Genomic DNA, 12160 nt, shown 5'->3' on the forward strand with positions numbered 1-12160 from the left:
ATAACTTAAGGTGAAAGAGGGGAAATAATTTATGTTAAAAAAATCGTTAGCTATAACATTAGCACTAGCACTATCAGTAGTAGGATTAGTAGGATGTGGGTCAAAAGATGAAGGTTCTAAAGGTGGAGAAAAAAAGGAACTTGTAATTTCCACTTTTGGATTAAATGAAGATAAGATGTGGGAGAATTTATTTACACCTTTTGAAAAAGAACATGGTGTGAAAATTGTTTTAGAAACTGGAAATAACTCAGAGAGATTAACTAAACTTAAAAATAACCCTAATTCTAATGTAGATATTATTTGTTTAGCTGAATCTTTTGCACAAGAGGGAATAGATGGAGGGCTTTTTGAAGAACTGGATTATAGTAAAATAGCTAATGCAGAAAAATTAAATGTAAAAGCTCAAGAAACTGTAAAAGCAGGATTTGGTCCAGCACAAGCACAAAACAGTATAGGATTAGTAGTAAATTCAACAGCAGGTATAGAGGTAAATTCATGGGAAGATCTATGGAAGCCTGAATTAAAAGGGAAAATAGCTATACCAGATATAACTACTACTAATGGACCAGCTATGGTATATATGGCTGCAGTAAAAGCAGGAGTAGATGTTAGCACTGACAAAGGAGAAGCTGCATTTAAAGAATTAGAAGCATTAAAGCCAAATGTAGTTAAAACTTATTCGAAGTCATCAGATTTAGCTAACATGTTCGCAAGTGGAGAAATTGTAGCAGCAGTAGCAGCAGATTTTGCTTATGGAAACATAGTAAAAGCAAGCCCAGATGTTAAATATATCATACCTGAATCTGGAACTTACTTAAACTTTAATACCCTTAACATAAATAAAAATTCTAAAAATAAAGACATGGCTTATGAGTTTATAAACTATGTATTAAGCACAGAAAGTCAAACAAGAACAGCTAAAGGTTATTCAGAGTCTCCAGTAAATGGTGAGGTTAAACTTAATGAAGAAGAAGCTAAAAATTTAACTTATGGACCAATGGTAGATAATGCAAAAACTATAGATTTTAGTGTTGTTAATCCATTAATGCCTGAATGGATTGATAAGTGGAATAGAATGATGAATTAAATTTTCAGGAATAGGTTAGGTGAGTCATGGTAGTTGATTATATTATAAAAAACATTTATGTGTATAATAGTTACTTCAAGAAATTTATTCAAGATGATGTAGCTATTAAGGATCATAGGTTTGTATATATAGGTCAGGAATATGAAGATAAGCTATTTCCTAAAAAGGTGTTAGAGGGAAATGGACAATATATGGTTCCAGGACTTATAGACATTCATATGCATATAGAAAGTTCCATGACTACTCCAAGTGAATTCTCAAAATGGGCTATAAAACATGGGGTCACCACAGTTGTGGCTGATCCCCATGAAATAGCTAATGTGTTTGGAGTGGAAGGCATAAGAGAATTTTTAAAAAATGATGAAAAACTGGATATTTTCTATGGTATACCGAGCTCAGTACCATCAACATCGCAGAACCTTGAAACTACAGGAGGAACTATAAGTGATGATGAGGTAAGTGAGCTTTTGTGTTATGAGAAGATATTATGTCTTGGAGAAGTCATGAATTTCAAAGATTTAATTGAAGATGAGCATTCACAAATCAATAGGATAATTAAGAACGTAAGAAGAAAAAAAAGAAATTTTCCTCTAGAAGGACATTGTCCTAAAATAGCAGGAGTAGATTTAGCCTTATATATTTACAGAGGAGTAGATGGAGATCATACTCAACAGACTGTAGAATCTATAAAAGAAAAAATTTTCAATGGAATGTTTATGGAAATACAACATAAATCTATGAGTAAAGAAAATATGGATTTTTTAATAGAAAATAGCTTATATGAGCATTTCTGTTTAGTAACAGACGATGTTATGGCTGATAAACTGATGGAAGGTCATCTAAACTTATTGCTTAAAAAAGCTGTAGCAATGGGAATGAAAATAGAAGATGCTATTTATGTTTCTACATTTACTCCAGCTAGAAGGATGGGGCTTTTAGATAGGGGAGCTATAGCTCCAGGAAAGGTAGCAGATTTTATTTTAATAGATGACATAAAAGACTTTTCAATAGATTCAGTATATAAAAATGGACAGTGTGTATATGAAGCAAAAAGTGGATGGAAAGATGAATATTTTAATAATGACGCTACTTTTCCAGATAGTTTTTTTAATAGTATAAGACTAGAGTCAATTACTGAGGAGCAGCTAAAGCTTAATTATAAAACAAATGAGAAGAATGTTTTATGCAGAACTATGGAAGTATGTAATAATACAACCTTTACTAAAGAAGGGGAAATAAGCTTAGAGGTGATAGAAGGTGAGGTGCAGTGGCAGAAAGAAGAGTGTGCACTTATAGCTGTATTTGAACGTTATGGGAAAAATAAGGGAAGGGCGTTTGGATTAGTTACAGGAGATATAATAGCTAAAGGGGCAATAGCTACTACATGGTCCCACGATCATCATAATTTAATGGTTATGGGTAAAAATATTAAGGACATGGTTTTGGCAGCAAATAAGATTATAGAAATGCAGGGTGGATATGCGGTAAGTAATAATGGAGAAACAATAGCTTCAGTGCCACTATCTATTGGAGGCATAGTGAGTAATGAACCTATAGAAGAACTAGGAAGTAGTTTAAAAAAGGTAAGAGAAGCAATGAAGATGTTAGGATATAATCATAATAATGAAATTATGTCCTTTAGCACATTATCATTACCCGTGAGTCCTGAATTAAAAATAACAGATGTGGGTTTGATAGATGTTAGAAAGCAGAAAATTGTTTCGTTATTTAAATAAGTCATATTCACTTAGGAAGTGTAGGTGAAAGTAAATGAATAAATTAAAATTAATACACAACGTAACCCTTATTACTATGAATAAGAATAAGGATATTATAGAAAATGGTGTTTTGGTCATCAAGGGAGATACCATAATAGCTGTCGGTGATAGGGAGCTATATGAAGAATATAGTGATAGAAGAGATGTTGAATTTATAGATGGAGAAGATGGGATTTTAATGCCAGGTATGGTAAATTGCCATACCCATGGTTCCATGGTAGTCTTTAGGAGTTTAGCTGATGATTATAAGGATAGATTAAAAAGATATTTATTTCCACTAGAGAAAAAATGCATGACTGAAGAACTTGTTTATATAGGAGCAAGATATGCTATAGCTGAAATGCTTTTAGGTGGTGTTACTACCTTTTGTGATATGTACTATTTTGAAGATAAGGTGGCTCAGGCTTGTAAAGAACTTGGTATGAGGGGAGTATTATGTGAAACTATATTAGGTTTTGCTTCTCCAGATTCTGAGGAGCCCTATGGTGGACTAGATAAATCTATAGAGTTTATAGAAAAATGGAAAGGTGACAGCTTAGTAATTCCAGGGATAGCACCTCATGCACCTTATACCAATAGTGATGAAAGTTTAAAACGTGCGTATGAAATTTCTAAAGAATATAAAGTACCTCTTACCATGCATGTGGCAGAGATGGATTATGAATGGGAGCAGTATAGGGAAAAATATGGACTAACGCCTATTCAGTATTTAGAAAGCCTAGGAATTCTTCATCAAGGTTTCATATCGGCACATACTATTTTAGTGGATGATAATGATATAGAGTTGCTTAAAAAATATAATGTGGGAGTATCTCATAACATAGGAGCTAACTCAAAGGGAGCTAAAGGTGTAGCACCAATTTTGAAAATGAAAGAAAATGGAATTAATATAGGTTTGGGAACTGATGGACCAATGAGTGGAAACACCTTAGATATAATTACTCAAATGGCGCAGGTAGGAAAAATTCATAAATTAGTCAATAATGATAGAACACTTCTGCCAGCCAGTGAACTTGTGGAAATGGCAACTATAGGTGGAGCTAAGGTCTTAGGTGTTGAAGATATGGTTGGATCCATAGAAATCGGTAAAAAGAGTGATTTAGTGATTGTTGAAACTAAATCTGTAAATATGCAGCCAATATATGATTATTATTCAGCATTAGTGTATTCAGCTAATCCAGCAAATGTACATACTGTGATTATAAACGGTAGAATAGTTGTAAGGAATAAGAAGCTTATCTCTTCGGAATTTGGTGAAATAAGAAGTGCCTTAATAGAAGTTAAAGATAGAATTAATAAAATAGCAATGACTTTATAAGTCATTGCTATTATTTTTAGTTTTTATATACCATCATCTTCAACAATTTTACTTGGTGGAGCTTCTAATTTTTCTGGATGTTTTATAAGGGTGGAAAAATGTCGAAGAGCCTTTACTAAATATACGCCATCTCCAATTCTTTCATCAATAGAGCAGGATAAATTTAAATAATTTTTCCCTTCTTTTTTAGTGATTTTACCCATGGTAACAAATAAAGAAGTTGTACCCCATTCATAGAGGTGATGATTAAGGGCATTATGTCCTACACTGCCTAAGTTAGATATATAAATACTTGAGAAGAGAGGTATTATATCTATATATTTCTTAGGTAACATACCCATAATACTCAACTTATTAAACATATATGATGTGAAATTCAGTATGGGCGAAGGGAGTTTTGAAACGAAGTCCATCAATTTATCATCATCTTTATCTACATTAGAACGGCATATTTTTATTGCATCATTTACTTTTCTCGATACATCAAAAATTGTATCTGTTTTATTGAAGTACACCTTAGCATTGCTTTCCTGATAACTTCCATTTACCATCTTTAACACCACAAAGGAAATAGATAGAAAATTTCTAGCATATAACTTTTTACCAGCCACAAATCTATTAAGGTATGGGTATTCAACAAAAGTTCGTATAGCAGCTGCTATAACTACTTCAAAAGCACCTATCTTTAAATCTTTATTGTTTTTATTAAAATCTCTTATATATTGTTTTGCATTATCAAATTCAACTTCCTCAGGTGAATACACAATACTTCCATTTCTAGTTTTAAGAAGATAAGGCATAAGTTTTCTCATAGGATCTATATTTTTTAATAATTTACCGTCTTTCATAATTTTCACCTAATCCTTTTAACTATAGTTAGGCATCTGAAGAGAAATAACTAGTTATTTTTTTGAAGATGCCTTATTAAAATATATGAAAAGTTACTCTAAAAATAACCATATAAAATAACCATATAATATATACTATTTCTAGAGCGGCATTTAGCTTCTTCATATTATATAATTACTCATAAATATAACAAATATATACTATTATCACATAAAATAGCATAAGATAAAAGGTTTTGTTAATAATATATGTACAAATCACCTAAGAAATGATATATGTTAAGATAAGGTATTTGGAATGAAAATAAGGAGTTAGCGAATAATGAATAAATTATTTGAGGAATATATAGTCTTTCTGTATTTAATAATTATAGGATTTATAGGATTAAAAGGAATACAGCAAGAGATAAATCATATAGTATTGATTCCGTTTTTATCATTACTTTTTGCAGTGGTATTCTTTGCAATAACAAGCTATAAGACCTCAGTTAGAGATAAGATTAATAATATTTAAAGCAAATTATATATAAAATAAAAAGTGAATTGTATTTTTAATTACAATTCACTTTTTACTTAGTAGACATTTTTAATTTGGTAATAATAAATATTTATTGGTAATAAAAATCAGTTTAAATTCTTTTAATTATATAGTAGAATTTTAAATGGGTGATAAATAAAAGTAAAACATAAGGAAAATGTCTTATTTTGCTTAAAATCAAAATAAGGAGGGGAGGACTATGACAATAAATACAAACAAAAGAAAATTAGAAGAGGTATATCCACGCCCGAAAGAGGATAGAAGATTTTTATCATATGTACCTGACCCAACACATAAAAGACAACAAGTAGATAGAAGGGGAATCCCTATTGTTGGAAGTAAGAGTGATGGAAGGGAAACCCATAAGTATATTAATGAAATAAATGAGGCTGGAATAAGATACTATACTCATACAGAGGTAGAATTTCGTACTGAAAAAGAAAATAAAAAGTTTATCATAAGAGGAGACAGTGTGGATTTATCTGTATCTGGGATATTAGTTAAAATTTCTAAAGAGGATGCACAATGTATAGATATAGACGATGAGGTTACTCTAAAGTTTAAAATTCCTAAAGGAGCTATGCAGGAAGGATATGAAAATAAAGTTAAGATAAGAGCTAAGGTTATGAGATATGCAGATGAGAAAAAAACATCTGATGATGGTGAACTTTGCTATATAGGATTTATGTTTAATAAATCTTTAGCTCAATATTTTTCAAAAAGAAAGTGGATTTCAGAAATCACAATATCAAGTATATTTTTAGGCATCATTGTATTTATGATTATGCTAATGCGTTTAGAAAGCGTTATTTATTTTAAGTATAATGTACTTTTATATAGCTATAGTATTTTAACTGCCACGTATCTGCTTTCAAGATATCTTTTTGGGGCAGCCTATAAGACAGTGCCCGTAGATATAGAGTATACTCCAGGAGTTTCAGTGGTAATACCTTGTTTTAATGAGGAGACCTGGATACATAAAACTATAATAAGTTGTTTAAATCAAGATTATCCTGTGGATAAATTAGAAGTTATAGTTGTAGATGACTGCTCGAATGATAATTCTGTAGAAAAAATTGAAGAAGTTATAAAGGCTTTAAAGCGTGAATGCGCTCAATATCATATTGAAGATAGGATAAAATTTATACCATTAAAAGAAAATAGTGGGAAAAGGGTTGCGTTGGTAAAAGGTGTAGAGGAATCAAAGCATGAGCTTGTTACATTTGTAGATTCAGATAGCTTTTTACAACCTACAGCTATTAGGAACCTTGTACAACCCTTTAGAGATCCTAAAGTTGGTGGAGTAACAGGAAGAACAGATGTGGAGAATAAATGGACAAACTATATAACTAAGATGCAAGCAGTAAGATATTATGTAGCATTTCGTATAATAAAAGCTGCAGAGGCAGTATTCGATGCAGTTACATGTCTTTCAGGGCCAATATCTTGTTATAGAAAAGAATTGGTAGAAGAAAATAAGGAGGCATGGCTTAATCAGAAATTTTTTGGGCAGCCTGCAACCTTTGGAGATGACAGAAGTATGACAAATTTTATACTACGTCATCATAGAACTACCTATCAAGATACAGCAATATGTACAACCATAGTTCCTTCTGAATTTAAATCATTTTTAAAGCAACAGATGAGATGGAAGCGTTCATGGCTTAGGGAATCCTTAAGAGCTGGAATCTTTATGTGGCGAAAAGAACCTTTTCAAGCATTATCATTTTATGCAGGAATAATAGTACCTATCCTTGCTCCAATTGTGGTTATATATAACCTTGTTTATGTTCCGGTGGTCTATAATATATTTCCCACAGTGTTTATTACAGGAATATTACTAATGAGTTTACTAATGAGCTTTGTTTATCTTTGGTTTAGAAAGAGTCGCATATGGATCTATGGATTGGTTTTTTGTCTATTTTATGAATTCATTTTACTGTGGCAAATGCCTATTGCCTGCGTCACATTTTGGAAGTCTACTTGGGGAACTAGAAAAACCAAGGAAGATATAGAAGCTGATTTTAAGAAGCAAGAGAAAAAGAGACAACGTAAGATTGAAAGAGAAAAGAAAAAAGAAAAAAGGATGAAAGATATTACTTAGAAGAAAATATTTTGGAGGAATGTAAGTGGATAGTAGAAATTTAGATATACCAGCAGACATAAAAGCTAAAGATAGAAAAAAAATTATACGTACTATACTCCAAGTTATATTTTGTATATCTATTGTGATTGGGGTAAGTTTATACTTATGGTTCCCTAAAAAATATGTGGAACCAGATAAGACAAAATGGGCTCAAAGAGATGGATTTATAACTCTGTCATATGCTGGAGTAGCTCGTTCATCTAACAAAGATTTGGTTTCAAGGGAAGAGCTAAATAACCATTTAAAAGCACTATATGAATCAGGGTATGTGACCATTGGAGTTGAGGATATAAAAAATTATTATGAAAGTGGAAGTCCACTACCTGAAAAAGCACTATTTCTAATATTTGAAGATGGTAGGAAGGATTCCATGATTTTTGCGCAACCTATCTTAGAAAAATATAATTTTAAGGCTACTATGTTGAACTATGCAGCTAATGTTGAGAATAAAGATAGATTATTTTTAAAAGAAAAAGATTTAAGGTCCTTAGATAAGAATTCCTATTGGGAAATGGGCAGTAACGGATATAGATTTTCTTATATTAATGTTAGAGAAAAAGATATAGAGGATATGAAAACTAAAGATGGGGACAGTGAGGGTAATAAATTAGAATATAATCATTACCTGATGGACTATTTAAGAGATGAATATGGAGTACCTATAGAGAGTAAGAGTGAAATGCAGGAAAGAATTACTTGGGATTATGAACAAATGTATAGGATATATATGAAATCTCTAGGATATCAACCTGATGTTTATATGATAATGCACGGAAATTCAATATTTGAAAATATGAACTCTGCTGTGGAGAAAGTTAATTTAGAAAATGTATATAAGTATTTTAAAATTATGTTTAATAGAGAAGAGTCATGTTACAATACTTCGAAGGATTCCATATATAATCTTACAAGAATGCAAGTAAAACCAAATTGGTCAGTAAATAAGCTATTAATGGAAATTGAAAATTGGACAGATAGCAAGACTTCTGAAGGAGAACCTAATAAATAAAAAAGAGTAATCCTAATCACTAGAAGGTATTACTATAATTAGGGTTATCTTATTGTAGGGATATATAACGTGGGAGATGTATTATGAAGAAGAGAAAGTTATTTATGATTATAGCTATAGTTGTAGTATTTATAGTTATTGCGAGATGGGGAATTAATAGGTATTCTAAGGAAAAGTTTTATGATATTTCTGCTTGGATTGTAGAATGGGATTTAAAAAGGGGAATAGAAGAGTTAGAAAATACCTCTATGATATTAAGTAGTATACAGTCATTTGCAGCTTATTTTAATGAAGAAGATGAAGTATTCATAAAGGAAAACTTTGCAAAAGATATGGATAAAACTAAAAAAGAATTAAAGACTAAAGGTTTTAAAGATCTATATTTAACAGTAGTAAATGATATAGTTTTTAAGGATGGTAAATCAATTCAAAAAGATAGCAAGTTAATCACTAAGATAATGAAAGATAAAGAGAAAAGAGAGGCTCATATAGAGGAGTTAGTTAAACTAGTTGATAATGATAAATTTGTGGGACTTGAATTAGATTATGAAAAAATAGAAACAGATGTATGGAATGAGTATGCTTTATTTATAGAGGAGCTTGGAGAGGCACTTGAAAAATCAGGGAAACAGCTTAGAATAGTTTTAGAACCAAGATGTCCTTTAGAAAAAGTGAATTTTCCGAAGGACTATGAATATGTAATGATGGCTTATAATTTATATGGATATCATAGTGGACCGGGACCAAAGGCTGATAAAGAATTTATTATAAAGCAAAGTAAGAGGATGAACAGTAATTTTGACAATATACGAATAGCATTTGCTCTTGGTGGATTTGATTGGCAGGAAGATGGGAAAATAAAAGCAATAACTGAAATTGAAGCACAAAACTTATTATTGGAAGCTAATGGTGAAAAAAAGCGAGATAAAAAAAGCAATTCACTATATTTTAATTATACTGATGATTTTGGAGTGAAACATACAGTTTGGTATGCTGATAGTGAAACTATTTCAAATTGGATGGAAACAGCCCACGAAGAAGGAATAAGTAAATTTTCACTGTGGAGACTAGGTGGAAATAATGCAACTATAAAAGTAGATAAGTAAAATAGATGAGTAGAATGAACGTTTTTTTGAAGATGAAGAAATAAAAGATTAAAAGTATTTTATAATAAGGAGGTGATTCACATAGATAACTTCATTAAGAAAATAGGAATATTAATAATAGTAGTGATGACTACATTGTTAACTGTGGCTTGTTCTGAGAAAAAAGATGATAGATATCCCATAGAAGATAGAGAAGAAATGCTTTCTAAAGTTCAAAAAACAGAAGAAATTAACTATACTCCTTCCTTAAATGGAAAGAAGAGTGATGTTATTTCAAGTGTAATAACCGATAGAAAAGTTTTAAGTCTTACATTTCAAGGATTAGCAGATGATGAAATGATGAAAAAATTATTAGATGAACTTGATAAATTTAATATAAAAGCAACTTTTTTTGTTTCAGGAGTGAAAGTGGCAGAAGATACAGATGTGGCAAAGATGGTTATAGAAAGAGGTCATGAAATAGGAAATAGTACCCTTTCTGGAGCTGATCTTACAAAGAAGAGTTATGCTAAAAAAGTATCAGAAATTCTGAAATCTCATGAGATAATTGAAGATAAATTAGGGATTAAACCTAAGTACTTAAGACCTGGTCATGGAGCTGTAGATGAGGAGGTTCGTCTTGCAACAGCACAAGTTGGATATGAGAATATTATTAAATACAATATAAACCCTCAAGATTGGGAAGATAGGACTCCAGAGGAGATATCTATGCATATAGATGAAAAGAAAAAAAGAGGGGGAATTATTGTTTTAGATGCTGAAAAAAATTCACGGGTGGATGAATCCATAGCTTTAATTTACGATAAGCTTGCAAAGAAAGGATATGAACTTATACCATTAAAAGATCTAGTTCATATTTATGAAGATAGAAAGGCTAATCAATATATATCTGATAATAGCATAGTTAAAGTTAATTCAGAGTACAGCGATGAAAAATATAAAATAATCAAAGAAGGATCACGAAATGAAAAAAAGATTGCATTGACCTTTGATGATTGGGGTAGTGATGATACCTTAGATAGTATATTAGATACACTGGATAAATATGATGTTAAAGCTACATTCTTCTTTAGAGCAAAGGGTGTGGAAAGTAATCCAAGTTTAGCTTATGCCATATCTCAAAGAGGGCATGAAGTGGGAAGTCATACTTATAGTCATGTAGATTTGGATACATTAACTTGGGAAGAAATCCAGCAAGATATTGTGAAGAGCCACGAGGTTATTGCCCGGGCAATCAATAAAGAGCCTAAGAGGTATTTAAGACCTCCGAGAGGAATAATCAATGAAGAAATAGCTAAAGCGGTTGCTGCCTGCGGATATAAAGATATAATAATGTATGGACCAAGTGCTCTTGATTGGAAAAAAGAGAAAACAGCTAAGGATATTGCAGATTATATGCTTTCAAATACTTATAATGGAGCAATACTACTATTGCATATGTTGGACGATATTAGTACACCAGAAGCTTTACCTATGATTCTCGAAGGATTGCAAGAACAAGGATATACCTTCGTAACTGTAGGACAACTCATAGGTGACGAATAAGTAAAAATTTGGGTGCACCCCAGGGGTGGTTACAGTATTTACCATAGGGATAAGGTTTTACTTTTTTTACAAACTAGTTAATGATATACTATAATTACAATAAATGAGGTGGAGAATAGTATAGTGTGAATGAAGTAGTATTTGAAGAAAATTCATAAGGAAATTAACCTCTTACTAATTTAAGGAGATGAGTATTTATGAATTCAAATCATGAATCTAAGAATTTGGGGAATTTAGTAAACATATCTGAACTTTCTAAAGATTTCGTATTAGATATAAGATACGCTACCGAAAATAATTTTCTTGGAAGAAAATTATATTCTATGCCTATATGTGCATTGCAAAAAGAAACTGCAATTAAGTTAATTAATGCAAACAAGACACTTATGGGCATGGGATATCGTATAAAGATTTTTGATGGATATAGACCGCTATCAACCCAAAAAATATTTTGGGAAATTATACCTGACGATGACTTTATAGCTAATCCATATAAAAATGGATCAATTCATAATAGAGGATGTGCTGTGGATATTACCTTAGTACATATAAATACTGGAGAAGACCTAGAAATGCCTTCAGAGTTTGATGATTTTTCTGAAAAGGCCAACAGAAACAATTCCAATATGACAGAGATTGCTAAAAAGAATTTAAATATTTTAACTGAAGTAATGGTAGCTAATGGATTTGATAAGATTAATTCTGAGTGGTGGCATTTTACGGATTGTAACAAACAAAAATATGAGTTACTAGATGTATCCTTTGAGGATATACACTAATTTTTA

At 31.2% G+C, this 12160-nt stretch carries 10 protein-coding genes; 9 read left to right on the top strand and 1 reads right to left on the bottom strand.

Features of this window, described 5'->3' with window-relative positions; all coding sequences use genetic code 11:
- The first annotated feature begins 31 nt into the window (after positions 1-31).
- The 3 genes from ACI48Q_RS03385 to ACI48Q_RS03395 are packed head-to-tail and all read left to right on the top strand — an operon-like array spanning position 32 to position 4183.
- On the top strand, positions 32-1087 hold the full coding sequence (locus ACI48Q_RS03385) for an ABC transporter substrate-binding protein (RefSeq protein WP_474917633.1): 1056 nt from the start codon (positions 32-34) through the stop codon (positions 1085-1087).
- A gap of 26 nt (positions 1088-1113) precedes the next feature.
- Complete coding sequence (locus ACI48Q_RS03390) at positions 1114-2823, top strand: adenine deaminase C-terminal domain-containing protein (protein ID WP_474917634.1); 1710 nt, start codon at positions 1114-1116, stop codon at positions 2821-2823.
- Positions 2824-2857: 34 nt separating this feature from the next.
- The gene (locus tag ACI48Q_RS03395; protein WP_474917635.1) at positions 2858-4183 is read left to right on the top strand and encodes an amidohydrolase; all 1326 of its coding nucleotides are present in this window, start codon (positions 2858-2860) and stop codon (positions 4181-4183) included.
- Positions 4184-4206: 23 nt separating this feature from the next.
- Here ACI48Q_RS03395 and ACI48Q_RS03400 read toward each other — a convergent pair whose 3' ends face one another.
- Entirely contained in the window at positions 4207-5031 is an 825-nt protein-coding gene (locus tag ACI48Q_RS03400; RefSeq protein WP_474917636.1) for a hypothetical protein, read from the bottom strand.
- 322 nt (positions 5032-5353) lie between these two features.
- Between ACI48Q_RS03400 and ACI48Q_RS03405 the strand changes: the two genes are divergently transcribed.
- The 6 genes from ACI48Q_RS03405 to ACI48Q_RS03430 all read left to right on the top strand — a co-directional run bounded on the left by ACI48Q_RS03405 (position 5354) and on the right by ACI48Q_RS03430 (position 12154).
- Positions 5354-5545, top strand: a complete 192-nt coding sequence (locus tag ACI48Q_RS03405) for a hypothetical protein (protein ID WP_474917637.1) — start codon at positions 5354-5356, stop codon at positions 5543-5545.
- 223 nt (positions 5546-5768) lie between these two features.
- Positions 5769-7673, top strand: a complete 1905-nt coding sequence (locus ACI48Q_RS03410; protein WP_474917638.1) for a glycosyltransferase family 2 protein — start codon at positions 5769-5771, stop codon at positions 7671-7673.
- A gap of 25 nt (positions 7674-7698) precedes the next feature.
- The gene (locus tag ACI48Q_RS03415) at positions 7699-8724 is read left to right on the top strand and encodes a polysaccharide deacetylase family protein (RefSeq protein ID WP_474917639.1); all 1026 of its coding nucleotides are present in this window, start codon (positions 7699-7701) and stop codon (positions 8722-8724) included.
- Positions 8725-8807: 83 nt separating this feature from the next.
- On the top strand, positions 8808-9830 hold the full coding sequence (locus ACI48Q_RS03420; protein ID WP_474917640.1) for a glycosyl hydrolase family 18 protein: 1023 nt from the start codon (positions 8808-8810) through the stop codon (positions 9828-9830).
- A gap of 126 nt (positions 9831-9956) precedes the next feature.
- Complete coding sequence (locus ACI48Q_RS03425; protein ID WP_474917641.1) at positions 9957-11375, top strand: polysaccharide deacetylase family protein; 1419 nt, start codon at positions 9957-9959, stop codon at positions 11373-11375.
- A 197-nt stretch (positions 11376-11572) separates the two neighbouring features.
- Positions 11573-12154, top strand: coding sequence for a M15 family metallopeptidase (locus ACI48Q_RS03430; RefSeq protein WP_474917642.1), 582 nt, complete (start codon positions 11573-11575; stop codon positions 12152-12154).
- Positions 12155-12160 lie beyond the last annotated feature (6 nt).

Source organism: Clostridium sp. LXY-7, assembly GCF_056172015.1.

Bases quoted from the DNA above. Each gene is read 5' to 3' on its own strand.
- ACI48Q_RS03385 (WP_474917633.1), top strand. From the start codon at position 32: ATGTTAAAAAAATCGTTAGCTATAACATTAGCACTAGCACTATCAGTA.
- ACI48Q_RS03390 (WP_474917634.1), top strand. From the start codon at position 1,114: ATGGTAGTTGATTATATTATAAAAAACATTTATGTGTATAATAGTTAC.
- ACI48Q_RS03395 (WP_474917635.1), top strand. From the start codon at position 2,858: ATGAATAAATTAAAATTAATACACAACGTAACCCTTATTACTATGAAT.
- ACI48Q_RS03400 (WP_474917636.1), bottom strand. From the start codon at position 5,031: ATGAAAGACGGTAAATTATTAAAAAATATAGATCCTATGAGAAAACTT.
- ACI48Q_RS03405 (WP_474917637.1), top strand. From the start codon at position 5,354: ATGAATAAATTATTTGAGGAATATATAGTCTTTCTGTATTTAATAATT.
- ACI48Q_RS03410 (WP_474917638.1), top strand. From the start codon at position 5,769: ATGACAATAAATACAAACAAAAGAAAATTAGAAGAGGTATATCCACGC.
- ACI48Q_RS03420 (WP_474917640.1), top strand. From the start codon at position 8,808: ATGAAGAAGAGAAAGTTATTTATGATTATAGCTATAGTTGTAGTATTT.
- ACI48Q_RS03425 (WP_474917641.1), top strand. From the start codon at position 9,957: ATGACTACATTGTTAACTGTGGCTTGTTCTGAGAAAAAAGATGATAGA.
- ACI48Q_RS03430 (WP_474917642.1), top strand. From the start codon at position 11,573: ATGAATTCAAATCATGAATCTAAGAATTTGGGGAATTTAGTAAACATA.